The 23259-nt window shown below is 70.3% G+C and carries 25 protein-coding genes; 12 read left to right on the top strand and 13 right to left on the bottom strand.

Annotated elements, in window-relative coordinates:
• Positions 1-42 precede the first annotated feature (42 nt).
• Positions 43-1275, bottom strand: coding sequence for a hypothetical protein (locus ATL45_RS38335; protein ID WP_143121647.1), 1233 nt, complete (start codon positions 1273-1275; stop codon positions 43-45).
• A 14-nt stretch (positions 1276-1289) separates the two neighbouring features.
• Here ATL45_RS38335 and ATL45_RS07165 point away from each other — a divergent pair, with 14 nt between their 5' ends.
• Positions 1290-2816 carry an alpha/beta hydrolase gene (locus tag ATL45_RS07165; protein WP_246025202.1) on the top strand — a complete coding sequence of 509 codons (1527 nt, stop codon included), beginning with the start codon at positions 1290-1292 and terminating at the stop codon, positions 2814-2816.
• 187 nt (positions 2817-3003) lie between these two features.
• Here the strand turns inward: ATL45_RS07165 and ATL45_RS07160 are convergent, their stop codons facing one another.
• From ATL45_RS07160 to ATL45_RS07150, 3 genes are read right to left on the bottom strand one after another with little or no spacing between them, the layout of a single operon-like run.
• Positions 3004-4365: an APC family permease gene (locus ATL45_RS07160; protein ID WP_246025201.1), complete on the bottom strand. Its 1362-nt coding sequence runs from the start codon at positions 4363-4365 to the stop codon at positions 3004-3006.
• The gene (locus ATL45_RS07155; protein ID WP_093153317.1) at positions 4362-5753 is read right to left on the bottom strand and encodes an aspartate aminotransferase family protein; all 1392 of its coding nucleotides are present in this window, start codon (positions 5751-5753) and stop codon (positions 4362-4364) included. The genes ATL45_RS07160 and ATL45_RS07155 overlap by 4 nt, the downstream gene beginning before the upstream one ends.
• Positions 5754-5794: 41 nt before the next feature.
• A complete protein-coding gene (locus ATL45_RS07150; protein WP_093153320.1) occupies positions 5795-7270 on the bottom strand; it encodes an aldehyde dehydrogenase family protein in 1476 nt (491 codons plus the stop codon).
• Between the two features lie 116 nt (positions 7271-7386).
• Here ATL45_RS07150 and ATL45_RS07145 point away from each other — a divergent pair, with 116 nt between their 5' ends.
• Positions 7387-7989 (top strand): TetR/AcrR family transcriptional regulator, encoded by a 603-nt coding sequence (locus tag ATL45_RS07145; RefSeq protein WP_170210187.1) that lies wholly within the window; start codon positions 7387-7389, stop codon positions 7987-7989.
• A gap of 28 nt (positions 7990-8017) precedes the next feature.
• On the top strand, positions 8018-8938 hold the full coding sequence (locus ATL45_RS07140; protein ID WP_093153326.1) for a LysR substrate-binding domain-containing protein: 921 nt from the start codon (positions 8018-8020) through the stop codon (positions 8936-8938).
• A gap of 16 nt (positions 8939-8954) precedes the next feature.
• On the opposite strand, the gene ATL45_RS07135 is transcribed toward ATL45_RS07140, so the two are convergent.
• The 3 genes from ATL45_RS07135 to ATL45_RS07125 all read right to left on the bottom strand — a co-directional run bounded on the left by ATL45_RS07135 (position 8955) and on the right by ATL45_RS07125 (position 11223).
• Positions 8955-9764 carry an SAM-dependent methyltransferase gene (locus ATL45_RS07135; RefSeq protein WP_093153329.1) on the bottom strand — a complete coding sequence of 270 codons (810 nt, stop codon included), beginning with the start codon at positions 9762-9764 and terminating at the stop codon, positions 8955-8957.
• A 107-nt stretch (positions 9765-9871) separates the two neighbouring features.
• Positions 9872-10627, bottom strand: a complete 756-nt coding sequence (locus tag ATL45_RS07130; RefSeq protein WP_093153332.1) for a glucose 1-dehydrogenase — start codon at positions 10625-10627, stop codon at positions 9872-9874.
• Positions 10628-10659: 32 nt separating this feature from the next.
• Positions 10660-11223 (bottom strand): TetR/AcrR family transcriptional regulator, encoded by a 564-nt coding sequence (locus ATL45_RS07125; RefSeq protein WP_170210186.1) that lies wholly within the window; start codon positions 11221-11223, stop codon positions 10660-10662.
• A gap of 106 nt (positions 11224-11329) precedes the next feature.
• Here ATL45_RS07125 and ATL45_RS07120 point away from each other — a divergent pair, with 106 nt between their 5' ends.
• Both ATL45_RS07120 and ATL45_RS07115 read left to right on the top strand, forming a co-directional pair.
• Positions 11330-11908 (top strand): nSTAND3 domain-containing NTPase, encoded by a 579-nt coding sequence (locus ATL45_RS07120; RefSeq protein ID WP_093153338.1) that lies wholly within the window; start codon positions 11330-11332, stop codon positions 11906-11908.
• 10 nt (positions 11909-11918) lie between these two features.
• The gene (locus ATL45_RS07115) at positions 11919-12251 is read left to right on the top strand and encodes a glyoxalase superfamily protein (RefSeq protein ID WP_093153341.1); all 333 of its coding nucleotides are present in this window, start codon (positions 11919-11921) and stop codon (positions 12249-12251) included.
• Between the two features lie 36 nt (positions 12252-12287).
• Here ATL45_RS07115 and ATL45_RS07110 read toward each other — a convergent pair whose 3' ends face one another.
• Together ATL45_RS07110 and ATL45_RS07105 are read right to left on the bottom strand one after the other, a co-directional pair.
• Entirely contained in the window at positions 12288-13718 is a 1431-nt protein-coding gene (locus ATL45_RS07110; protein WP_093153343.1) for an FAD-dependent oxidoreductase, read from the bottom strand.
• Positions 13719-13885: 167 nt separating this feature from the next.
• Positions 13886-14803, bottom strand: a complete 918-nt coding sequence (locus ATL45_RS07105; RefSeq protein ID WP_093153535.1) for an AurF N-oxygenase family protein — start codon at positions 14801-14803, stop codon at positions 13886-13888.
• A 153-nt stretch (positions 14804-14956) separates the two neighbouring features.
• On the opposite strand from ATL45_RS07105, the gene ATL45_RS07100 reads away from it, so the two are divergent.
• From ATL45_RS07100 to ATL45_RS07090, 3 genes are all read left to right on the top strand, one after another.
• Positions 14957-15199 carry a hypothetical protein gene (locus ATL45_RS07100; protein ID WP_093153346.1) on the top strand — a complete coding sequence of 81 codons (243 nt, stop codon included), beginning with the start codon at positions 14957-14959 and terminating at the stop codon, positions 15197-15199.
• A gap of 112 nt (positions 15200-15311) precedes the next feature.
• Entirely contained in the window at positions 15312-15740 is a 429-nt protein-coding gene (locus tag ATL45_RS07095; protein WP_246025200.1) for a hypothetical protein, read from the top strand.
• Between the two features lie 141 nt (positions 15741-15881).
• Complete coding sequence (locus ATL45_RS07090) at positions 15882-16250, top strand: hypothetical protein (RefSeq protein ID WP_093153349.1); 369 nt, start codon at positions 15882-15884, stop codon at positions 16248-16250.
• On the opposite strand, the gene ATL45_RS07085 is transcribed toward ATL45_RS07090, so the two are convergent.
• Positions 16232-16948: a DUF5710 domain-containing protein gene (locus ATL45_RS07085; protein ID WP_093153352.1), complete on the bottom strand. Its 717-nt coding sequence runs from the start codon at positions 16946-16948 to the stop codon at positions 16232-16234. The genes ATL45_RS07090 and ATL45_RS07085 overlap by 19 nt on opposite strands.
• 282 nt (positions 16949-17230) lie before the next feature.
• Entirely contained in the window at positions 17231-18199 is a 969-nt protein-coding gene (locus tag ATL45_RS07080; RefSeq protein ID WP_093153355.1) for an SDR family NAD(P)-dependent oxidoreductase, read from the bottom strand.
• A 55-nt stretch (positions 18200-18254) separates the two neighbouring features.
• Here ATL45_RS07080 and ATL45_RS07075 point away from each other — a divergent pair, with 55 nt between their 5' ends.
• From ATL45_RS07075 to ATL45_RS07060, 4 genes are all read left to right on the top strand, one after another.
• Positions 18255-18665, top strand: a complete 411-nt coding sequence (locus tag ATL45_RS07075; protein WP_093153358.1) for a MerR family transcriptional regulator — start codon at positions 18255-18257, stop codon at positions 18663-18665.
• A gap of 68 nt (positions 18666-18733) precedes the next feature.
• On the top strand, positions 18734-19180 hold the full coding sequence (locus ATL45_RS07070; protein ID WP_093153361.1) for a MarR family winged helix-turn-helix transcriptional regulator: 447 nt from the start codon (positions 18734-18736) through the stop codon (positions 19178-19180).
• A 2-nt stretch (positions 19181-19182) separates the two neighbouring features.
• Positions 19183-19902 carry a protein phosphatase 2C domain-containing protein gene (locus ATL45_RS07065; RefSeq protein ID WP_093153364.1) on the top strand — a complete coding sequence of 240 codons (720 nt, stop codon included), beginning with the start codon at positions 19183-19185 and terminating at the stop codon, positions 19900-19902.
• 99 nt (positions 19903-20001) lie between these two features.
• The gene (locus ATL45_RS07060; protein WP_093153367.1) at positions 20002-21033 is read left to right on the top strand and encodes a hypothetical protein; all 1032 of its coding nucleotides are present in this window, start codon (positions 20002-20004) and stop codon (positions 21031-21033) included.
• On the opposite strand, the gene ATL45_RS07055 is transcribed toward ATL45_RS07060, so the two are convergent.
• Together ATL45_RS07055 and ATL45_RS07050 are read right to left on the bottom strand one after the other, a co-directional pair.
• The gene (locus tag ATL45_RS07055; RefSeq protein ID WP_093153370.1) at positions 21007-21879 is read right to left on the bottom strand and encodes a DUF72 domain-containing protein; all 873 of its coding nucleotides are present in this window, start codon (positions 21877-21879) and stop codon (positions 21007-21009) included. The two genes, ATL45_RS07060 and ATL45_RS07055, sit on opposite strands and share 27 nt — an antisense overlap.
• 173 nt (positions 21880-22052) lie before the next feature.
• On the bottom strand, positions 22053-23216 hold the full coding sequence (locus ATL45_RS07050) for a cytochrome P450 family protein (protein WP_093153373.1): 1164 nt from the start codon (positions 23214-23216) through the stop codon (positions 22053-22055).
• Positions 23217-23259 lie beyond the last annotated feature (43 nt).

Raw genomic sequence — 23259 nt, 5'->3', positions numbered from 1 at the left:
CCATCCAGGACGCGCCGACAACCGCGTGGGAGCGGTACCGGCTCAGTTCCCGGCACTGCTGATGGGTTGCCCGCTGCTTCCTTCTGCCCGCGCGGCTGGATTCGCCCCGTTGATCTCAGCTGTGATCTGCGGGACCAGACCTTCGAAGACGTGCTTGAGGCGCTTCTTCGTCTCTTCGACGAAGAAGGCTTTCAGCGGGTCAACGCAATGCTCGACGAGTCCCGGGTGCCGTGGTGGGGACTTGCACATCAGGACCGCCAGCGTGCGCAGTGCGGGCAGCAAAACCTTGGCATCGCTGATCACAGCCAGCCCGAGCGCGTCTATGAGCCGTTTCCAGACTTGCGTTGCGCAGGCGGCGATCACCTTCCGCTCAACTCCGGCGAAGCCGTTCTCCTGACGTGATCGAACGATCCGGTCGGTCACCATGCCGGGCACCGAGTCGAGCAGGTGGTTCGACTCCTCGATGACCACCACCAGTTGCACGAGCAATTCGCACCAGAAGTGGTGTGCCATGGCCCGGCGCGTCCCGGGACCGAGTTGTCCGAGGTCCTTCTCGACCTCGCTGAGGGCCTGCACGAGCATGTGGCCGAGCGCTTCGACCCGCTCAGCTTCCGAGGCAGGATTGGAGAGGGAGCGATCGGTAACCTCTGGTGTCGGCTCGGGGTCGTCAGTGCCTTCTGCGGAGCTGCGCGCCCCTTCCTCGGGGTTTGCACGTCGGGAGGCTTTGTCGAGCACGGGGCTGCCTTGTCGGGCGGTGTACTTCCCGGTCGAGCCCGCATTGGAGATGCGCGACCGCTCGGCACGCCGTTCTTCCTGGTGAAGCTCTTTGACCAGGTCGGAGCAGGCTGTGTCGATGGCCGCCCGCTTGTGCGGCAGAGTGGCTTTCGGCTTCTTCTGCTTCTTCGCCTCCTGCTTGGCGCACTCCTCCCGCCAGCGTTGGTCGGCATCCTGCTCGAGCTTGCGCAGATCTTCTGGTGTTCCTCGTCTGGCTACGCGGATCTTTCCGACCCAACCGTGCTCCGTGCCCGTGCAGTGGCCGCACTCGCACCTTTCGCCAACGGCGTCCGCACAATTGGTGATCTCGGCGGCCAGGTGGCTGCCGGGGGTGCCGGTGATCCGGATGGCGACCCGTGGCGAGCTCAGGCAGTGGTTCGCGCGAGCACCTCCACCCGGAGGACTGACTCTTGCTCCGACTTCGGTCGAGCAGTTCGAGTCTTTGGAGCGATCCGCGCCACCAGGTGGTTTCCTTAGCGTCTCCGGCAGTTTCCGCAACATTCCCAGGAGGCAACGTGTTTCGTGTTCGTGCGATGCTCATCGCCCTGGGGGCGGCGTCGCTCGCCCTCACCGGCTGCACCGCCTCAGCGGAGTCGGGACCGGACCTGACGGAGTTCTACGGTCAGCAGATCGCGTTCGAGCCGTGCGCGCCCTACGCGACGACAGCGGTGGACGAGAAGCTCTTCGCCGACACCCGCTTCGACTGCGCGCGGGTGCAGGTGCCGCTGGACTACGCCGATCCGGACGGCCCGCGGGGCGAGGTCGCCCTACTGCGGCTGCCCGCGCGAGGTGAGAAGATCGGATCGTTGCTGGTCAACCCGGGTGGCCCGGGTGGATCGGGGATGAGCTTCGTCGCACAGGTGGCGCAGCTGTGGGCCGAGGGGCCGGTGAGCGAGCGGTTCGACGTGATCGGGTTCGATCCACGGGGCGTGGGCGCGTCCACTCCGCAGGCCAACTGCTACACCGACGCCGAGAAGGACCGCGGCGAGGACTTCGCCGGCCAACTCGTGCCGGACGTTCCCGACGAGCAGGCCGCCCGGCAGGTGGCGCAGCGCTGCGCGGAGGGCTCCGGTGGTCCGCAGGCGCTGGCGAGCTTCGGCACCAGCGATGTCGTGCGGGACATGGACGTGCTGCGGGCCGTGCTGGGCGACGAGAAGCTCTCCTACATGGGCTGGAGCTACGGAACCCAGCTGGGCGCGATGTACGCCGAGGCTTTCCCGCAGAACGTGCGCGCGCTGGCGCTCGACGGCGCCATCGACCCCGATCTCGACACGACCGAGTTCCACCTCGCGCAGATGACCGGGATCCAGCAGGCCTTCGACAGGTTCGCCGCGAACTGCGCCACCAGCGCCGATTGCCCGCTCGGCACCGACCCGGGCCGGGCGACCGAAGCGTTCCAAGCACTCGTGCGGCCCCTGCAGGAGAAACCGGCACCCACCGCTGACAGTCGCGGCCTGAACTACTCCGACGCCCTGACCGCGGTGACGAGCGCGCTGTACTCCCCGAAGCTGTGGCCGAAGGCCACCGAAGGACTCGCCGAGCTGGCCGCCGGACGCGGTGACCTCCTGCTGGCGCAGCGCGACATCTCCGCCGGGCGCGGACCCGACGGCCGGTACAGCAACTCCGGCGACGCGGTCTACGCGATCCGGTGCATGGACTCGCCGCGCCGCACTCCCGCGGAGCAGACCGAATTCGCCCGGCAGGTCAGCGCCGCCGTCCCGTTCGCGGACCCCGGCAGGCCGGTGCCGGAATCGCACCACGAGTGCGAGGCCTGGCCCGAGCGGCCGACCATGCCGCAGCCGTGGATCACCGGCCCGGTCGACGTGCCGCCGACCCTGACGGTCTCCGTCACCGGCGATCCGGCCACCCCGTACCAGGGCGGCGTCAACCTGGCCCGCGTGCTGGGCGGCGGCCTGCTGACGGTGGACGGCGCCCAGCACGGCGTCGCGCTGCTGGGCCAGAGCAAGTGCGTCGACGACATCGTCGCCGACTACCTGATCAACCTCCGAACGCCGCCCGAAGGCGCCCGCTGCAGCGCGTAGTCCGCTCGTGAGCGAAGAACCGCCATCGCCGCTCACGACGTTGCGTTCGCAGCCGGGGGCGAACTCGCCGAAGCAGCCGCAGCGGCTTTCTCGCATGGCCGGTGGTCGGAGCCGGTGAAGAACCGCGGTACGAAGAAGCGCACCGTGCGCGCCTGCTCCTTCGGGCGAGCGCGCACGGTGCGGTGGTTCAGGGTTCGTGGGTCGTGGTGGGCGCTGGTCGTTTGAAACCTCGGGTGAGGCGGAGGAGCTGGAGGAAGCCGATCGCCACCCAGGCCAGGCCGATGGCGAAGGTCGTCGGGGACAGCGAGGTCCAGAGCCAGATGGTCAGGGCCACGCCGATTCCGGGTGCGATGACGTAGCGGAGGAGGTCCGCGCCGCGGCGGTTCCCGCGGTCGATCGCGTAGTGCTTGATGACGCTCAGGTTGACGAAGGTGAAGGCGATGAGGGCGCCGAAGCTCACCAGCGCGGCGGCCTGGTCCAGCGACATGACGCAGGCCAGCAGGGAGATCGCGCCCACCACCAGGGTGGCCAGGTGCGGGGTCCGGTACTCCGGGTGGACCCGGGCGAAGACGCGCTCGGGCAGCGCGCCGTCGCGTCCCATGGAGAACAGGATCCGGGACACCGCACCCTGCGCCGCCATCGCCGAGGCGAAGCACGCCGCGACGTAGGCGGCGGTGAAGAACGCCGCCAGGAAGTCGCCGCCAGCGCGGGCCATGACCTCGACCGAGGCCGAGTCGGGGTCGGTGAACGTCTGCCAGTCCGGGTAGACCAGGTGACCCGCCCAGGACATGACGACGAACAGCAGGCCGCAGAAGACCGTGCACAGGACGATCGCCCGCGGAATCGACGTCCGCGGGTTCCGGGCTTCCTCGGAGAGCGTGGAGATCGCGTCGAAGCCCAGGAACGACAGGCAGAGGACGGCCGAACCGGCCACTACCGCGGTCAGCGAGAACTCCGGGCTGAAGAACGGGGCCACCAGGTCCGCCGCCGCCGACCGCCCGGAGACGGTCAGGTAGCTCATCACCAGGAACGTCGCGATGAACACGCCCTGCGCGCCCACCAGCACCATGTTCATGCCGGTCACCAGCTTGATGCCGAGCACGTTCAGCCCGGTGACCAGCGCGATCGCCAGCAGGATCCAGATCCACGCGGGCACCGCCGGAATCGCGATGCCCAGGTAGAGGCCGATGACGATGTAGCTGATCGTCGGCAGGAAGATGTAGTCCAGCAGAAGCGCCCAGCCGGTGAGGAATCCGGTGGCGGGGCCGAAGGACTGCTGGGTGTAGGTGTAGGCGGAACCGGCGACGGGGTAGGCGCGCACCATGCTCGCGTAGCTCAGCGCGGTGAACGCCATCGCGGCCAGCGTGACCAGGTACGCGGCGGGCAGGTGCCCGCGGGTCACGTCGGTGACGATCCCGTAGGTCGTGAAGGCCGCGAGCGGGACCATGTAGGCCAGCCCGAAGAAGAACAGCGACGGCAGTCCGAGGACGCGTCTGAGCTCGGGCCGCGCCGCAGCGGGTGCTGCGGCGCGGCCGTCGGGCCCGTTCACCGGAGGCCACCTGAAGCTACGGCCCGGGTGAGGGCCTGCTCGACCAGGCCGACCAGCTCGCGGATGGCGTCCGCGTCGGCGACCAGCGGCGGGGAGAGCTGCAGCAGCGGGTTGCCCTCGGAGTCGACGGCGAGCCGGCACAGCACGCCGACCTCGGCGGCGGCCGGGGCCAGGTGATCGTTGACGAACTCGCCTGCGGGGAGCCGTTCGGAGGCCCAGGACTTCGCGGCGCGGTCGGTGACCAGCTCCAGGCTGCGGTGGTAGCCGTCGCCGCGGATGTCGCCGACGATCGGGATCTCGCGGAGCCGTTCGAGCTCGGCGGCGAACGTGGCGCTGGTGGCCCTGACGTTGCCCAGCACGTCCAGCCGGCGCATGATCTCGAGGTTGGTCAGTGCCGCCGCGCAGGCGACCGGGTGCCCGCCGTAGGTGAGCGCGTGGTTGTACATGCCCGCCGGACCGTCCAGGACGGTCTCGATGATCCGGTCGTCGGCGATCAGACCGCCCAGCGGCACGTAGGCCGAGGCGATCCCCTTGGCGAAGGTGATGATGTCGGGCTGGAACCCGTAGCGGATGCAGCCGAACCACTCGCCGAGCCTGCCGAACCCGGTGATGACCTCGTCGGCGATCAGCAGGATTCCGTGCCGGTCGCAGAGCTCGCGCACGCCCTGGAAGTAGCCCGCAGGCGGGGTGAGGCTGCCACCGGCGTTCTGCAGCGGTTCCAGGATGATGGCCGCGATCGTGTCCGGGCCCTCCTGCTGGACGAGCGCCTCGATCTCGGCCAGCAGGAATGCGGTGAACTCCGCTTCGGTCTCGATCTCGGGCCGCTGGTACCGCTTGGTGTTGGAGACGTGCCGGACGCCGGACATGAGCGGCTCGAACATCTTCCGCACCTGCACCATGCCGTTGAGGGACATGGCGCCGAAGCTGGTGCCGTGGTAGGCGACCCGGCGGGCGACGAACTTCCGCCGTGCGTGCTCGCCCCGGCTGATGTGGTACTGCCGGGCCAGCTTGATGGCGGCCTCGTTGGACTCCGAGCCGCTGGAGGTGAAGAACACCCGGTTCAGCTCGCCGGGGGCGATCGCGGCCAGTTCGGCGGCCAGCTTCGCCGCGGGCGGGTGCGCGACGCTCCAGGTGGTCTGGAAGGGGAGCTCGCTCATCTGCCGGGCGACTGCTTCGCCGACCTCCGCACCGTGCGAGTAGCCCAGCTGGGTGCAGAACAACCCGGCCAGCCCGTCGAAGTAGCGCTTGCCCGACTCGTCGTGGACGTAGCAGCCCTCGCCGCGGACGAAGATCGGCAGGCCCTCGTCGCGGTACTTCGACGCCGGGGTGAAGTTCATGACCAGGTGGCGCTTGGCCAGTTCCTCGGTGGTGTTCGTCTCCACGGACATGGTGCTCCTCAAAGTTGTTGCTGTGCGGGTGCTTCTGCGGTTCAGTACTTGATCCAAGTGGTCTTCAGGCCGGTGAACTTCTCCATCGCGTGCGCGGACAGGTCGCGTCCGAAGCCGGATTGCCCGAAGCCGCCGAACGGGGTCTGCGGGCTCAGCGCGTCGACCGTGTTGACCGAGACGGTTCCGGCGCGCAGGGCGTCGGAGACCCGCACGGCGCGGGAGAGGTCGGCGGTCCAGACGGAGGCCGCGAGGCCGTAGCGGCTGTCGTTGGCCAGCCGGATCGCCTCCGCCTCGTCGTCGAAGGCGGTCACGCTGAGCACGGGGCCGAAGATCTCCTCGCGCTCGATGCGCGAACCCGGTGCCACGTCGTCGAAGACCGTCGGATCCACGAAGCAGTCGCGGCGTCCGCCACCGGTGACCAGCGTGGCTTCGCCCCTGCCGTCCTCGATGAATCCGGCGACGCGGTCGGCGTGGGCCTTGTCGACCAACGGCCCCATCCGGCTCGCGGGGTCGAGCGGGTCGCCGGGCGCATAGCCCGCCGCCAGCTCGGCGATCCGGGTGACCAGCTCGTCCTTGATCTCGCGAGCGGCGAGCAGTCGCGAGTTGGCCGAGCAGACTTCGCCCTGGTTGAAGAAGATCCCCGCGCACGCCGCCTCGGCGGCCGCCTCCAGGTCGGCGCAGTCGGCGAAGACCAGGTTCGGGCTCTTGCCGCCGCACTCCGGCCACACCTGCTTGAGGTTCGACTCGGCCGCGTAGCGCAGGAAGAGCTTGCCGACCGAGGTCGATCCGGTGAACGCGATGCAGTCGACGTCGGGGTGCAGGCCCAGCGCGCGGCCGGTGACCTCGCCGTAGCCGGGAACGACGTTGAGCGCGCCTTCCGGAAGCCCCGCTTCGGCGGCCAGCTCGGCCAGCAGCAGCGCCGAGAGCGGGGACTGCTCGGCGGGCTTGAGCACCACCGAGTTCCCGGCCGCGAGCGCGGGGGCGAGCTTCCAGGCGGCCATGTCCAACGGGAAGTTCCACGGCACGACGGCGCCGACGACGCCGAGCGGGACGCGGCGGACCAGGGCCAGGTCGCCGGCGGCGGTCGGCGCGATCTCGCCGTAGTCCTTGTCGATCAGCTCGGCGTACCAGCGGAACAGCCCCGCGGCTCCCGGCACGTCGATGTCGTAGGCGTCGGTGACGAGCTTGCCCATGTCCATCGAGTCGAGCAGGGCGAGCTCCGCGCGGTGCTCGTCGATCAGGTCGGCCAGGCGCAGCAGCACCCGCTTGCGCTCGGCGGGGCTCGCTGCCGACCAGGCCTCGGAGTCGAAGCACCGGCGAGCGGCGGACACCGCGGCGTCGACGTCGGCGGGGCCGCACTCCGCGACCTCACCGAGGACGCGGCCGGTGGCGGGGTCCACGGTCGGGAAGGTGCGGCCGTCGAGCGCCGCGGTGAACCGGCCGCCGATGAACGTGTCGGTGCGCGGGGTGAGCTTCGCGGCGGCCTCGCGCCACTGCTCGTGGGTGAACGCTGGCATGGTCTCTCCTCGCGTCCGGTAACTTTGAACGCAGATTCAAAGCTTCGGCAAAGCAGCATGTCAATGGGCGAGAAGAAGATTGGAAAAATTGAAACAGGGCATCAATAATGGTTAACGTGGCACTCACGAGGACACAGCGGGCACGGCGGGAACAGCTCATCGGCGCAGCGCTGCGGGCGATCAACGAACGCGGGCGCGACAACGTCCGCATCCGCGACATCGCCGCGGAGGCGGGGGTTTCGCCGGGATCGGTGCTCTACCACTACCCGGAGCTGGGAGACCTGATGTTCGACGTGCACCGCACGGTGGTCGACCGCTTCTACCGCCACCGGGCCGACGCCGTGGACGCGGAGGCGAGCGCGGCGGGCAAGCTCGCCGCGGCCATCGAGACCGGTCTGCCGTCCGGGCGGGACGACGAGGTCGCCCGCGTGCTCTACGAGATGCACGGGCTCACCGAGCGCAGTTCCGCGCACTCCGCGCTCATGACCGGCCTGTACGACCGCGAGGTGGCGCTCTACGACGCGGTGCTGGAGGTCGGCCGCGCGACCGGCGAGTTCACCTTCTCCCGACCGGCGCGCGAGATCGCCGCGACGCTGGTCGCGCTGGAGGACGGCCTGGGGCTGCACCTGATGAGCAACAACACCTCCGTCGAGCGCGGCGCCGCCAAGCACCTGCTCACCGAGTGCGCGCGGCAGGCCACCGGCTGCCCGGTCGGCTGATGACCGGCGTGCCACCGGGGAGGTCGTGATGACGGGTCAGGCCCAGTTCACGCTGGTCCAGCTCCGCTACTTCGCAGCCGCGGCGGAGCTGGGCAGCATGACGGCCGCGGCGAGGCGGTTGGTGGTGTCGCAGTCGGCGGTGTCGACGGCGGTCGCTCACCTGGAACGGGAACTCGGCGTGCAGCTGCTGATCCGGCGGCACGCGCAGGGGCTCGCGCTGACGCGGGCGGGGGAGCGGTTCTTCCAGGAACTGCGCGGTTTCCTGGTTCACGCGGGCGAACTGGCCGACGCCGCCCGAGGACTCGGCGAGTCCCTCGTCGGAGAGGTGGTGGTTGGGTGCTTCCAGACGCTCGCGCCGTTCCACCTGCCCGGTCTGCTGGCGGAGTTCGCCGCGCAGCACCCGCAGGTGCGGGTGTCGGTCCTGGAAGGCCAGACCGCCGAGCTGCAGGAGGCGCTGCTGAGCGGTGCGTGCGAGCTCGCGGTGCTCTACGAGCTCGATCTCGACGACAACCTCGAACGGGAGGTGCTGGCGGTCGCACCGCCGCACGTGATCGTGCCGCCGGACCACCGGCTGCGGCACGCATCCGGGGTGCGGCTGGCCGATCTCGCGGGCGAACCGATGGTGCTGCTGGATCTCCCGCACAGCCGCGAGTACTTCCAGTCGCTGGTGCGGCGGACCCGCGTCGAGCCGTTCGTGCGCCACCGGACGTCGAACTACGAGGTGGTGCGCTCGCTGGTGGCCGCCGGTCACGGCTTCGCGATCCTCAACCAGCAGCCCCGGACCGACACCACCTACGACGGCGGACGCGTCGTCAGGTTGCCGCTGCTCGACGACGTGCCACCGCTGCCGATCGCGCTCGCGCGGGTCAAGGGCGTGCGGCTGACCAGCCGGGCGCAGGCCTTCGCCGCCTGCTGTCGCGACCTGCTCGGAGGACGGCGGGTGGAGTGAGCCCGGGGCTCGCCGCTCAGGGCTTGCGGGCGACGGCCGCGTACATGGCGATGTCGGTGTCGTCGGCCGGCTCCGTGTGCTCGTCGGGACGCCACTTGTGCATCTGGACGAGTCCCGGCTCGGTCAGCTCCAGGCCGTCGAAGAAGCGGGCGGCCTGGGCCTTGGTGCGGAAGCGGAGCGTTTCGCCGTGCTCGCGGTAGGTCCGGCGGACCTCGGCCAGCGCTTCCGGGGCGAAGTCGGCGGTGGCGATGGTGGCCGCCACGTAGCTGCCCGCGGGCAGGACGTCGATGATCCGGCGGGTGGCCGTCAGGGCTTCCTCGTCGTCCTCGATGAAGTGCACTATCGCGATCAGCAGCAGGGCGATCGGGCGGTTCGGGCCGAGGGTTTCGCGGAACTCCGGGGAGTTCAGCACGGTGTCCGGATCGCGCAGGTCGGCGTCGACGTAGGCGGTGCGGCCCTGCTCGGTGCTGGACATCAGCGCGCGGGCGTGCACCAGGACGATCGGGTCGTTGTCGGTGTAGACGATGCGCGCGTCCGGGCGCACCTCCTGCACGACCTCGTGCAGGTTCGGCGAGGTGGGGATGCCGGTGCCGATGTCCAGGAACTGGTCGATGCCGCACTCGGTGGCCAGGTAGCGGCCGGCGCGGTGCATGAACTCGCGGTTGGCGCGCATGTGCACCGGGAGGGCGGGCCAGACCTGCAGGGTGGCTTCCGCGGCGGCGCGGTCGGCGGAGTAGTTGTCCTTGCCGCCGAGGATGTAGTCGTAGATCCGCGCGCCGTGCGCTCGATCGGTCTGCAGGTCGAGTCTGCTGCGCCCGTCGCCCATTCCGTGCTCCCCTCGGTCTACGCGTGTCGATCTTCGCAGAGATCGACGTCACGCCGAGCCCCGGCCTTTCCACCGAGCGGACGGCTCCGGCGAATCGTCGTGAGGCTTCAGCGGCCGGGCATGGGCGGGCCGGCCGTCCAGCCGCCGTCGACGGCGAGTTCCGCGCCCGTCGTGTAGCTCGCGCTGTCGCTGAGCAGGTAGGTGATCGCTCCGGTGAGCTCCTCCGGGCGGCCGACCCGGCCGGCCGGTGCGGCGGGGAAACCGCCCTCGTCGGTGACGATCCCGGTCGGTGCGGTCATGGGGGTCAGCACCATGCCCGGGTGCACCGAGTTGACCCGGATGCGCTCCGGCGCGAGTTCGACGGCGGCGACCTTCGTCATGCCGCGCACGCCCCACTTCGCCGCGCCGTACGCGCCGGTCAGCTCCATGCCCACCAGGCCCGCGGCCGAGGAGATGTTGACGATCGAGCCGCCGCCGGCGCGCCGCATCGCGGGCACGACGGCCTGGATTCCGATGTGGACGCCGACGAGGTTCGTCTGGATGACGCGCTGGAAGGTGTCGAGCGGCTCGTCGACGAGCCGGACTCCCGACGCGACCGCCCCGGCGTTGTTCACCAGCCCGGTCACCGATCCGAACGCTTCCTCGGTCGCGGCGACGGTCGCCTGCCAGGACTCGGGATCGGTGACGTCGAGGTGCATCGATCGGGCGGACTCGCCGAGATCGGCGGCCACGGCGGCGGCCTCGGTTTCGAGGACGTCCCCGATCATCACCGTCCCGCCCGCTGCCACGATGCCGCGTGCGAACGCCGCGCCGAGCCCGCGAGCGCCGCCGGTGACGATGACGGCCTTGTTGGACAGATCCATGGTTCTCCTGCTTCGTCGTAGTTCGGGCGGGATCAGGGAACCGGGGTGAACAGCGCGGCGGCAGCGGCGCGTGCCGTGACCGCCAGCGGGGTTTCGTCCCGGATCGAGTGTTCGAGCGCGACGATGTTCAGCAGTGCCGCCTGCCCGCACACCACCGTGGTGCGCACATCGTCGGCCGAGGCGCCGAGCAGTGCGGCCACGCTCGGCCTCAGCAGCTCGGTGATCTCGTAGGTGGCTTGCAGCCAGACCCTGCGCAGGACGTCGTCGGCGAAGACCGCGGCCATGAGCGCGCGTGCTTCTTCGTCGGTGCTCGCCGCGTAGGTCAGGTCGAAGGCCCGGAGCATGGCATCGGCCAGCCCGGTGTTCGGCGGTTGCTCGGCGAGGGCGGCGGCGAACGCCCGGTTGCCCTCGTCGAAGACCGGCCGCAGGCAGTCCTCCTTCGTGGCGAAGTAGCGGTAGAAGCTCCGCTGCGACATCCCGGCCGCCTCCGCGAGCTGCGCCACGGTGGGCGAGGAGTCGCCGGCGTCGGCGAAGACCACGGCGCAGCGGCGGGAGATCGCCAGCAGGTCGTTCCGGTCGAGGGCTTGCCTGGGCACGGGCCCATCGTAACGCTTAGTGGCAGAAACTGCCACTAAGCGCCCGTCCGGAAGATCCGTCCCGTGCTTCGGGGAGAATGGCCGCGGTGTTCCGTCGGGAGGTTCGGTGAGCGTTGGTCCTGCAGTGCTTGACGGGCTCGTGCGGAGGGCGAAGGCGGCGCCGCGGCTCGGGACGACGCGGCTGGTGATCATCGACGGGCCCGCTGGATCCGGCAAGACGACGCTCGCCGACCAGCTCGCCGAGGCGTTGTCCGCGCAGATCGTGCACATGGACGACCTCTACGACGGGTGGAACGGCATGCTCGCCGGGGTGGACCGGCTCGGGCGGCAGGTGCTCGAACCGATGGCCGCCGGGCGGGACGGCCGCTACCAGCGCTACGACTGGCACGCGGGCGAATACGCCGAGTGGCACGACGTTCCGCAGGCCGAGCACCTGATCGTCGAAGGCTGTGGTGCCGGAGCCCGGCGGTTCGACGGCCTCAGCACGCTGCTGGTGTGGGTGGAAGACGGGGAAGCGTTGCGCCTGACGCGCACGGTGGCGCGCGACGGTGAGGGCGCGAGAGACCACCTGCGCGCTTGGATGGCCGCGGAGCGGGCGGTCTACCAGGCTGAGGGCACGGCCCGCCGGGCCGATGTCCGGCTCGATGGGTGGGGAGCGGTCACCTGGCCCGCAACAGGTCTGTGAGGAGCGAGTGGTGGACGAGGAAGTCATCCCGATCCTGCACGTCGCGGACGCCGCGGCGGCCGTCGCCTGGTACCGGCGGCTCGGGTTCGGCAAGGAGTGGGAGCACCGGTTCGAGCCCGGCCTCCCGGCGTTCGTCGAGATCGCTCGCGGCCGGGTGCGGTTGTTCCTGTCCGAGCACAGCGGCGACGCCCGGCCGGACACCCTGATCTACCTGCGCGTGCGCGATGTCGACGCGATCGCCGCGGAGTTCGCCGTGCCGGTCGAGGAAGCGCCGTGGGCGCGGGAGGTCGAGCTCCGCGATCCCGACGGCAACCGCCTGCGCATCGGCACTCCCGTGGCCTGACGCGGAAAGCACCCCCCCGGCGCTTTCCGCGTCAGATCACTTCGCCAGCCTGCCCGCGACCGCGTCTTCCAGGAGGCTGCCGACGGTTTCCTGCGCGCAGGTCCGGTTGGCGCCGATGCCGCCCGACGGTCCGCGCTTGATCCAGCCGACGACGTAGGTGCCCGGCCGGACCCGGCCGCCCTCGTGCGGGATGGTCCCGGTCCCGGCGTCGAAGGGCAGCCCGGGGAGCTCGGTGCCGCGGTAGCCGACCGCGCGGATCACCCGCCCCGCGGCGATCTCCACGTCCCCGGTGACCCGCAGCGCGCGGACCTGCGTGTCGCCGAGGATCTCCTGCGGAGCGGAGTTGAAGCGGAGCACGATGCGGCGCTTCCCGTGCTGCGGCGGCGCCGACCAGTCGACCGCTTCGCGCGGAAGCCCTTGGAGCAGCGCGGCTTTCGCGCCCGCTGTTTCGATCTCTTCCGCGATCTGCGGGTCGTGGGCGTCCACGACCAGGTCGACGTCGTCCTGCTGGGTCAGCGCCAGCAGTTCCGGGGCGGTGTAGGCGGCCGCATCCGGGCCGCGGCGGGCCAGCAGCACCACCTCGCGGACCTTGCTGGAGCGGAGCTGCGCCAGTGCGGCGGGCGAAATGGTGGTGCGCGCCAGGGACTTCGGGTCCGCGGTGAGGATCCGGGCCACGTCGAGCGCCACGTTTCCGCTGCCCACCACGACGACCCGCTCCGCCGAGAGGTCGACCGCACCGGCGTCGGGGTGGCCGTTGTACCAGGCCACCACGTCGGTGGCCGCGACGCTGCCGGGCAGGTCCTCACCGGGGATGCCGAGGCTGCGGGCCGATGACGCGCCGACGGCGTAGATCACGGCGTCGTGCTTGGTCGCGAGCTCGTCGGCGGTGACGTCCTTGCCGACCTCGACGCCCAGGCGCAGGCGCAGCCTCGGGTGCGTGTGGAAGCGGCTGAAGGCCTCGCCGATCTTCTTCGTGGACGGGTGGTCCGGAGCGACGCCGTAGCGCACCAGGCCACCGGCCACCGGCAGCCGGTCGATCAGCGTGACGCGGGAGTTGGTGTGCAGCAGCAGGTCTTCCACCGCGTACATGCCGGCCGGCCCGGTGCCCACGACCGCGACGTCCAGCGGCGCGAAGTCGCTGGGGATGTCGCGGTGGAACACCGGTGGGCCCCAGCGGTGGAAGTTCGGCGTCGGGTCCTGCTGCGCCGGGGCCTGATCCGCGTAGTAGGCGGCGTTGACCTCGGCGTAGGGCCGCAGCTGCTTGGTCAGGCGCTCCACCGGGAAGATCGCGTCGACCGGGCACGCATCGGCGCACGCGCCGCAGTCGATGCAGGTGGCCGGGTCGATGTAGAGCATGTCGGTGGTGCCGAAGTCCGGCTCGTCCGGCGTCGGGTGGATGCAGTTGACCGGGCAGACCTTCACGCAGGTCGCGTCGTTGCAGCACGTCTGGGTGATCGCGTACGGCATGGGGTTCGGGGATCCTTTCCGGCTGCGGGAACCGCACGCGCGGCTCGACGTGCACCGCTGCGGGTCTCAGGCGCCGCCCGGCGGGGCAACCCGCTCGCGGGGTGCCGGGCGACGCCTGAGGTTCCGCTGCCCGCACCGCTGTGCGGACGAGTTCGGGGGACGACCGCTCAGATCAGGTTGGCGCGCTTGTAGAACCAGTGCGAGGCCTTGGTGAGCAGGCCGGCGGAGTTGAGGAACTCCATCAGCCCGGCGCAGCTGGAGCGCAGCATGGACTTGTGGTGCTCGTTGGCCTTGGCCTCGCGGATGGCGCGCTTGCTGTCCAGGCCCGCGTTCTCGTACACCTTCTTGTTCCACATGCTGGTGACGATGAAGTAGGAGGCACCGGCGACCACCACGGCGTTGATCTGCCGCCGCAGCCAGCTCGCGCCCTCCAGCCGCGCCTTGGTCTCCTCGCGGGCGAACTTCATGTGCCGCGATTCCTCCACGACGTGGATGTTGTTCACCGTCCGCACGAACGGCACCACCCGCTCGTCGCGCATCCAGTCGCGCTGCATGACGTCGAGGACCTCCTCGGCGACCAGGATCGCGGCGTAGGCGGCCTCGCCGAAGGCGAGCGTCTTGAACACGCGGCCCAGCTCCACCACCAGGCGGGTCGGCCGGTAGGCGGGCGCGCGCAGCTTCGCGGCCCCGCGGGCGAACATGATCGAGTGCCGGCACTCGTCGGCGATCTCGGTCAGCGCCCACTGGAAGGCCGGGTCGGTCGGGTCCTTGGCGTAGAAGTCCCGCAGCACCATCTGCTGCAGGATCATCTCGAACCAGATGCCGGTGCTGGCCACCGACGCGGCCTCCTGGCGGGTCAGCTCCCGCTGCTGCTCCGGCGTCATCTCCGCCCAGTACGCCGTCCCGTACAGGGTGCTCCACTCGGGGCTGGTCCCGTGGTAGTCGGTGTCGAGCGGCGTCTCCCAGTCCACTTCCTGGACCGGGTCGTAGGACAGGATCTCCGACGAGCGCAGCAGCCGGTCGGCCATGTCGTGCCGGTCTTCGTGCTGCGGGGTCTCGTCGTCCTTGGTGATGCTGCTGGTCATGAGGGCTCCCTGCGGGGTGACGACGGAGGCGATCCCCACCCGGTGGGTAGGTGTTACCCGGGGTAACGGCTACCAGGATCGATGACATCGCCGATCGTGTCAATGGTCATTGGCAAGATTGGGCCGGCCGCCGGGCCTGGTTTGATGTCCGGCATGGGACTCTTCAAGAACAGCGCGGCCGATCTCGGCGAGCTGGCGACCGAAGCGCGCGCTGCGGGGCGGACCAGGTTCGTGGCTCGGTTGATCGCGCTGAGCAGCACCAAGGACGATGCGATCGACCCGTGGGCGGAGCGGATCGAGGCGATCGAGGCGGTCGGCTGGCGGGTCGAGCACTTCTCCGCGACCGCGAACGACAAGGGCGGTGTGGAGGCGTACGTCCTGTTCGCCCGGGTCTGATCCGCCGCCCGTCACCGCTTGGGCGGAAAACGCGCCCGCGTGACGGGCGGTCGTGGCACGATCGCGGTCGGAAATCGCGCGGGGAGCGCGGCTTTGCGACTGGGGAGGTTGCGTGGCGACCTGGGAAGATCTCGCGGCGTTCGTCCGGGCCGAGTACGCCGTGGCCGAGGACGTGGACACCGAGACCGAGTACCGGATCATCGAGGACGGCGACGACGAGATCCGGGTCCTCGTCGAGTACGAGGACGACCGAAGCCAGATCGTCATCATCTACCGGGAGCGGCTCGACGGCCGCGAGGACTGGGTGCAGGTGGTCTCGGTGATCGGCCGCGCGGCCGACGTGGACCTGCAGAAGCTGCTGTGGGAGCTGGGCCAGGTCTCGGTGGTCTGCGGAGCGGTGATCATGGGCGACCACGTCCTGCTCCGCCACTCGGTCCCGCTGCTGAACCTGGACATCAACGAGTTCACCGACCCGCTGAACTTCATCGCGGAAACGGCCGACCACCTGGAAGAGATGTTCTTCCGCGACGACGACCACTGAAATACGGGTTCCAGGCTCGTTTTGCGTGGCAGTGCGGGTAGCGGAACCTCAGAGGCCGCCTGGCTGCGGGATCCCGTTCTTATGTATGCCGCGCGCCGCGGCCCTTGACCTCCAGCATGGTGGAGGTCGCAAGATCGCTGCATGACCGAGACGAACGCGCCGATCCTGTTCCGGAACACCATGCGGATCACCGACGGCCACCTGGTGGAGTTCAAGGCGGCGATCCGGGAGGCGGTGGACTTCGCCACCGAGCACGGCCCGCAGCTCATGGTGGAGGTCTTCATCGACGAGGACCGCTCGGAGTGCACCAGCTTCCAGCTCTACGCCGATTCCGACGCGATCCTCCGGCACTGGGAGCTCGCCGATCCCTACATCCAGGGCGTGATGGAGCACTGCGTCGTCCAGGACTTCGAGGTCTTCGGAGACCCGGACGACCGCGTTCGCGCCGGCCTGGGCCCGGACATGAAGTACACCCCGCACCTCACCGGCTTCTACCGCCTGGGCTCGTGATCGCGCTGCACGTGGAGCGTCCGCTCGGCGACGGCGGCGCGATCCGCGGCGGTCGGGGGCGGGGTGACGGTGATCCCGGCGTCGGTGAGGATGCTCAGGTCGAGCTCCCACTCCGTCACCGAGCGCCTGCGCCACAGGTCGAAGGCCGCTCCGACGTGCTCGTCGGCTTCGAGCGCTGACATCCCGGTGACCTCGCGCAGGTGTGCCAGCGCTCGGTCGTCGATCCCCCTGACCTGGGCGAGCCCGAAGTGGGTGGTCGTGTGGCAGTCGGTGCACACGCAGATCAGGCGGCGCAGCACCTGGGTGCGGGTGCTGTCGTCGTAGGCCCAGCGCTCGTGCGCCTCCAGCCAGCGCCGGGTGCCGCGATCCTCGCCGCGCAGGCAGATCTCGCAGCGCTGCCCGGCCCGCCCGGTGATCATCCGCCGCAACCGCTCCCAGTCGCGCTCGGCCACGCACGACCGCACGTTGGTGAACCAGCACGACGAGGGCACCAGATCCACGAACAGCCCTGACCCGAACGCGCGGTCCTCGCCGGGCAGCGGATCCGGGACGCCGGGCAGGGCTGCCCAGCGCCCAAGTTCGGCGATGCCCGGGCGCGGCGCGTACCAGCGCTTCGCCGTCGGATCCCACCGCGCCCCGCGTGCTTTGGCCTCGTCCTTCTCCGCGAACGGCACATCGAGCCATATTCGCTGCGGCATACCCGCTCCCGCCGTGGTCGGCTGCCGCTGCGTCGGCAGCCGGGCTCTTCATTCCGGCGGAACGGTATCGGAGCGAGCCGATGCGCGGCTACGCAATGCCCGGTGTTCGGCCAGCAGGTGGACGACGCGGAGAAGCGCGGAACTCCGATGTCGTTGGCGCATCGGCGGATCTGCGCGGAAATTCGGTCGGGTCGCTTGCCGTTCATTGGAAATGGCCACGTGTTCGGGATTTGCTGCAGGAGAATTTGCATTGTCTGCACCCGGCTCGTTGAGCACGACTGGTCATCGGGGGATCGGGGTGGCTCCGGTTGTTGCGAGGGAGAGGTCCCAGAGGCGGGCCGCTGAATCCGGGTCGATGGCGTATTCGCGGACTCCTCCTTCGTCCATGTGCTGGTCGGGGGTGGAGGTGCTCGCCACTTCGCAGTCTTCGAGGTAGAGGCCACCTCGGTCGTCGAGGAGCGGGGAGGTGGCTGCCCACAGGCCGGTTGCAGAGCCTTGGGAGGGCGTTTTGAAGTCGGCGCCGATCACGTTGCCGTGCTCGTCCACCCAGCCCCGGTCGATCTGCTCCTGGTGGGCCATCTCGCGCTGGAGGCCGGTGATGATCTTGCCCGGGTGGAGGGCGAACGCGCGGACGCCGTCGTCGCGCCCGAGGACGTCCAGGTGCACGGCGAACAGGGCGTTGGCCGTCTTGGCCTGGCCGTAGGCCAGCCACTTGTCGTAGCCGGTGCGGAAGTGCGGGTCGTGCCACCGGATGTCGGTCAAGGTGTGCCCAGCGGAGCTGTTGACCACGACGCGCGCGCCGCCGGCGGCCAGCAGCGGGTAGAGCTCGCAGGTGAGGGTGAAGTGCCCGAGGTGGTTGGCGGCGAGCTGGCTCTCCCAGCCGGGACCGATGTGGCGTTCCGGGGTGGCCATGACGCCTGCGATCGCCATCAGGAGGTCGATCCGCTCGACGGAGTCGTGGATCCGCGCGGCCGCGGCGCGCACGCTGGCGGGATCGGTCAGGTCCAGAGGAACGACCTCGCAGCCCGCGAGGCCCGCGAGCGCGGCGCGGGCGGTGTCGGGGCGGCGTGCCGGGACGATGACCCGGGCTCCGGCGGCTGCCAGGTTCCGCGTGGTCTCCAGTCCGAGGCCGGAATAGCCGCCGGTCACCACGGCGGTCGCGCCGCGGAGGTCGAGACCGGCCGTGACCTCCTCGGCGGTGCTGGAGGCGGAGAAGGGCGAGCCGAGCGGTTGCTGATCGATGGCGGTCATGTCGCTGACGCTACGAGCTAGAGCGCGCTCTAGATCAAGTCCTAGGCTGGCGGGCATGGCTGTCGAGGAGCGGCTGAGCATCGGTGACGTGGCCGAGCGGACCGGGCTCAGCGTGCACGCGTTGCGCTTCTACGAGCGGGAAGGGCTGCTGGTCGGGCCCGTCGAACGCACCGCTGGCGGGCGGCGGCGCTACACCGGTGCCGATGTCGATTGGTTGCTGATCTGCGTCAAGCTCCGGGAGTCCGGGATGCCGCTGGCCGACCTCAAGCGGTTCGCCGAGCTGGTGCGGTGCGGACCGGGTAACGAGGCAGAACGCCTGCGGCTGCTCGACGCCCACCGGCAGCGCGTCGACGCGCAGATGGCGGCTCTGGAGGAGTGCCGTTCGCTCATCGCGTGGAAGGTCGGCGTTTACGCCGAGCACCTCGCTCGCGGCGCGGCCAGTGGGTTGTGGGATCCGACGGGCTGACCCGCGTGGTTATTTGCGCGCGCTCCATAGCTGCGTGAGCTGGTAGAATGACGGTCGGGAGGTGTGGGATGGGGATCGCTGACGACGCCGTGGAGATCCGGGCGCGCGGTTGGCGCACGCTCGCGGCCCTGCACGGCAGGCTTGAGACGGCGCTGGAGAAGGCTCTGCAGGCCGAGTGCGGCCTGTCGGTCGTCGAGTACACGGTGCTCGACGCGCTCAGCCGCCAGGACGGGTGGCACATGCGGATGCAGCAGCTGGCCCGCGCCACCGCGTTGAGCAGCAGCGCGACGACCCGGCTGGTCAGCAGGCTGGAAGACCGGGAACTGCTCACCCGCGTGCTGTGCAAGGACGACCGCCGCGGCATCTACACCGAGCTCACGGACTCCGGTCGCAAGCTGCTGGAGAAGGCGCGCCCGACCCACGACGAGGTCCTGGAGAAGTCGCTCGCCGAGGCCTGCGAGACGCCCGAGCTGGCGCCGCTGGTGACGGCGCTGCATCAGCTTCCGGGTAGCTGACCGTGCAGGCGACCTGCGCGACGCTGGCGACGCCGGGGCGTGTGAACGAGGACTACCACGCCGTCGGCCCGGACTGGGCCTTCGTCCTCGACGGCGCGACCGCACCGTCCGATGTGGACAGCGGATGCGCGCACGACGTGCCGTGGCTGGTGCACCGCCTCGGTGCCGAGCTCGCCCGGCGGCTCCCGGCCTCGGACCGCCCGCTGGCGGATCTGCTGGCGGAGGCCGTCGAGTCGACCTGCGCGGCGCACGCGGACACCTGCGACCTGCGCAACCCGTCCAGCCCGTCGTCGACGGTGTCGATCCTGCGGGCGGGCGAGGAGATCGAGTACCTGGTGCTCGCGGACAGCCCGATCGTCTTCGACCACGGCGCGATCGTCGACGACCGCGTGGACCGCCTCCCGAGCTACACGCAGCAAGCGGTGCGCGACCTGCGCAACCAGCCCGGCGGCTTCTGGGTGGCGAGCACGAAACCCGAAGCGGCCTACGAAGCGCTCCAAGGCACCCTGCGCGACGTCGGCCGAGCGGCCCTGCTCAGCGACGGCGCCTCCCGCTACGTGGACATGTACGCCCTCGGGAACTGGCCGGACCTCCTGGACCTGCTGGAGAAGGCAGGCCCGACCGAACTCATCGCCCAGGTCCGGAAAGCGGAAGCAGCGGCCCCGAAACCGCCGCGCGAAAAGCACCACGACGACGCCACCGCGGTGTTCCTGGCGTTCTAGTGCTCTGTTCGAGGGCAAAACCGGCTGGATCGTTCGCAGCGGGCTCATCACCCGGTAGTCAGTTGGATGGCATCAGACCGGTGTGTGGAGGAAAGCGCGATGAATCAGGATCAACGCACTGCCGTCAAGGTCGTGTCGGTGATCGGGGCGCTGATCTGGGTCCTGCTCGGGCTGCGCTACGGGTGGCCCACGTGGCTGTGGGTGGCGCTGGTGGTCCTGACGATCGCCGGGCCGTGGGCCGTCAGCTGGTGGCTGCTGGGGCGCGTGGGGCGCAGGCCCGCGCCGCCGGTGGAGGCGCCCGTCGAGACGCCCGCGGCACCGAAGCCGACCGAGCACCCGGTGTCCGGGACACCGCTGCGCAGCGCGCACCCGGAGTACCGGTTCTCCTTCTCCGGCACGATCTTCTGGTACGTCAAGCCCGATGCGCCGGGGCTGCCGCACGCGAATCCGGGCGGGCTGGCGGTGGAACTGGTGCTGGAGCAGGCGGGTGAGGTGGTCGCGGAGACCTCGCCGGAGGACGGCGAGCTGGCGCAGCACCGGCTGAACGCCCTGCTCGGCACACCTCGCTCGGACAAGTCCGGGCACGTCGTGGCCTGGGCGAGCGATGTCCGGCTGGCGCTGCCGGACGCCGATGCCGAGCGGTTGCGCCAGTTGGCCGCCGCCCGCAAGGACGAAGAGCTCTGGGAGCGCAAGCGCGCTCACGAGCGGAAGAAGCGCGCGTACTTCGCCGAGGAGGTGCTGCAGTCGCCGGGCAGTGCGCTGGTCTGGTGGCTCGCGCGGCGCGAGGACGGCGATCTCGACGAAGCCGTGCGCCAGATCAGCAACCTGCGCAAGCTGACCGCCGCCGCGCACGACCGGCGGATCCCGGAGCCGGACGGCGATGCGCCGAACTGGATCCACCCGGTGCACTCGTTCGTGGCGGAGGAGTTCGAAGTCGGCGCCGAGCAGCACGTCTTCGCCGCTATCGAGCGCCTGGCCAGCGATGATGAGCGGGCGGCGCTCAGCCACCGGCTGGCAGAGGCGCTGGCGGCACACGGTCACCGCGACCTGGCGCAGCTGGTGCGCGACCGCTTCGGCGACCGCCAGGAACTGCCCGGTACCTCCTCAGGTGCAGCGCTCGGCGAGGGATAGGGCGTCCGCCGGGGCGTAGGCCTTCACGTCGTTGTCGAAGTAGGCGTAGACGTCCCGGCCGCGCGACTCCGAGGCCGGCGGGGCCACCGTGTGGGATGTCCTCGGGGACTTCCCCGCGTGCCAGGCCTTGATCAGCTTCGCCCAGCGGTCCAGGTCGTCCGGGGTGTAGCCGCTCGAGTAGAGCTCTTCCGCGCCGTGGAAGCGGAGGTAGACGAAGTCGCTGGTGACGTCTTCCAGGTGCGGCCAGTCGCCCGCCGCGTCCGCCACGACCAGGCCGATGTCGTGCTCGCGGAGCAGTTCCACCGGCTCGGGGTCGGCGAAGCTGGGGTGGCGGACTTCCAGGGCGTGGCGCATCGGTTGGTCGGTGTCGGTTTCGGTGAGGGCTCGTCCGGCCAGGCGTTCGTCGTGGCGGGCGGCCAGTTCGGCGGCTGCCCCCGTGCTGCGCGGGAGGAGGCGGAAGAACGTCGTGAGGCGGTCGGCGTCGAACGGCAGCGACGGCGGGAGCTGCCAGAGCAGCGGGCCGAGCTTGCGGCCGAGGGCCAGCACGCCGCTGGCGAAGAAGTTGGCCAGCGGTACTTCCGCGTCGCGGAGCTTCTTCATGTGGGTGATGAAGCGGCTTCCCTTGACCGCGAACAGGAAGTCGTCCGGGGTCTGCTCGGCCCAGCGCCGGTAGTGCTCGGGGCGTTGCAGGGAGTAGAAGGACGCGTTGATCTCCGTGGAGCCGAGGTGTTGGGACAGGTATTCGAGCTCGCCGCCGCGGCGCAGGTCGCGCGGGTAGAACGGGCCGTGCCACGGCCCGTAGACCCAGCCGGAGGTGCCGATCCGGATCCGGTGCGACGCTCGCATCACATCCTCCACGGTACGCCGCGATTTCAATTGAAATCGGACGTCTGATTTCAATTGAAATTGCGTGGATCCCGACGCGCCGTCGGCGTGTCGGGTGCCTGACACGCCGACGGCGCGCAATTTCCATTGAAATCGAAGATCTGATTTCCATTGAAATCGCGTGCTGGACCCGGTCAGGTCAGGGTGACCGGGAGGGTGCGGAGGCCTCGGTTGCGGAAGGAGTTCCGCCACTGGAGGTCTTGTTCCGGGACTGCCAGGGCCAGGTCCGGGAAGCGGCTGAGCAGCGCGTTCAGCGCGATCTCGGCTTCCATCCGGGCCAGGGCGGCGCCGAGGCAGTAGTGCGGTCCGTGGCCGAAGGCCAGGTGCGGGTTGTCCGCCCGGTCGAGGTCGAGGCGTTCCGGGGCCGGGTAGCGGGCGGGGTCGTGGTGCGCGGAGACCAGCGACAGCAGGACGGTTTCGCCCGCCGGGACGGTCACGCCGCCGATCTCCACGTCCTGCCGCGGGAACCGGCGGATCGCCAGCTGGGGCGGCGGGTCGTAGCGGAGGAGTTCGTCCACAGTGGTCGGTGAGATGCCCCGGCAGGCCGCGGTCAGCGCCGCCGGGTCGGTCAGCAGCGCGATCAGGCCGTTGCCCAGCAGGTTCACCGTGTTCTCGTAGCCGGCGAACAGCACCAGGAACGCCGCCGAGGTGAGTTCGTCCTCGGTGAGCCGGTCCTCCTCGTCGCGCAGTCCGACCAGCGCGCTGAGGAAGTCCGGGCCGGGTTCGGCGCGCTTCTCCGCGATCAGGTCGAGCAGGTAGGCGTGCAGCGCGGCGAGGGAGTCGCGGGCCTGATCAGGGGTTTCCGGGGCGAGCATGCCGTCGGTCCAGGCGCGGAAATCCGGCCGGTCGGCCTCGCCGACGCCGAGCAGCTCGCAGATCACCGCGATCGGCAGCGGACCGCAGTAGGACGGCATCAGATCCGCCTCCCGCTGCCCAGCCAGCTCGTCGAGCAGGGCGTCGGCGAGCTGCTGGACGCGGGGGCGCAGCGGCTCGATCCGGCGCGGGGCGAAGGCCTTGCCGATGGTGCGGCGCAGCCTGGTGTGCTCCGGGGCGTCCATGTTCAGCAGGTTCGCGTCGAGCGCGGGCGGCAGCGAGAAGCCCCGGTAGCCGCCGTTCGAGTTCGCCTTGTCCAGCGACAGCCGCGGATCGGCCAGCGCCGCGCGGACGTCGGCGTAGCGGGTGACCAGCCAGACCGACGTGCCGTCCGGGGCGGTGGCCCGGTGCACCGGGCCCTGTTCGCGGAGGCGGGCGTAGGTGGCGCGCGGTTCGGTGACGAAGGCGGAATCGATCTCGATCACGGACCCGCAACCTACCCGAGTTGTGGGGTCAGATGCGGCAGAG

Source organism: Saccharopolyspora antimicrobica (genome assembly GCF_003635025.1).
GTDB lineage: Bacteria > Actinomycetota > Actinomycetes > Mycobacteriales > Pseudonocardiaceae > Saccharopolyspora > Saccharopolyspora antimicrobica.
The sequence above is the reverse complement of the archived record's forward strand: the minus strand, read 5'-3'. Positions and strand labels throughout refer to the sequence as shown.